The organism is Sinomonas humi, assembly GCF_000802235.1.
In the GTDB taxonomy this organism is placed as follows: Bacteria; Actinomycetota; Actinomycetes; order Actinomycetales; family Micrococcaceae; genus Sinomonas; species Sinomonas humi.
Genome location: NZ_JTDL01000115.1, coordinates 1 through 848, shown reverse-complemented (window position 1 = coordinate 848; position 848 = coordinate 1). Strand labels below are relative to the sequence as shown.

At 72.1% G+C, this 848-nt stretch carries 1 protein-coding gene; it reads right to left on the bottom strand.

Annotation, left to right across the window (positions count from 1 at the left end; all coding sequences use genetic code 11):
* A partial coding sequence (locus LK10_RS11515; RefSeq protein ID WP_043123804.1) for a glycoside hydrolase family 127 protein occupies positions 1-848 on the bottom strand: 848 nt, incomplete at both ends.

Genomic DNA, 848 nt, shown 5'->3' with positions numbered 1-848 from the left:
CTGGATGCCGTCTTCGGTCCTGGTGGCGATGTAGGCCGCGAGCGAGGCGAGGGTGCGGGCGACGTTGGTGGGGCAGCAGGAGACTTCGAACCATGGGGCGCGCAGGCTCGAGGCTGCGCGGGGGCTGGCCCGGTCGGGGGCTGGAGGGGTGCCTTCCTCGCGCTGGTGCAGGCTGTTGGTGTAGAAGAAGGACTCGCCGTCGGCCGCGGGCGAGGCGCAGACGACATTGTAGAGGGTCCGTTCGATCAGGTCGGCGCAGTGCTCGTCCCCGCGGGCGAGCAGGAGCCGGTGGTGGACCATGACCGAGCCGACTCCGGCGCAGGTCTCGGAGTAGGCGCGGTCGGGGGGGAGCTCGAAGTCCGCACCGAAGGACTCTCCCTCGTGGTGGGCGCCCATGCCGCCGGTGATGTAGGTGCGGCGGGCGGTGGTCATGGCGGTCTGGCTGGCGAGGGCGCCGAGGAGACCTTCGTCCCCGGTCTCGACCGCGACGTCGATCCCTCCGGCCGCGAGGTAGAGCGCGCGGACGGCGTGCCCGCTCATGGCCCGTGCCTCCCGCACCGGCACGTCGTCCTGGAAGTACTGGGCGCCGAAGGGGATCGGGCCGAGTGTGCCGTGGCCGCGGCGCTCGATGAAGAGCCGCGCCTGCTCGAGGTACTTCCTCTCCCCGGTGTAGCGCGCGAACTCCGCCAGGGCGAGTTCGATCTCCGGGTGCCCTCCGACGCGTCGGATCCCGTCCTCTCCGAACGCCTCGCAGACGTGGTCGGCCGCTCTGCGCGCGATCGTGACGAGGAGGTCCTCCCCGTGGGTGCGGCCGCGGGCGATGGCGGCCTGGATGAGGTGGCCGTAGC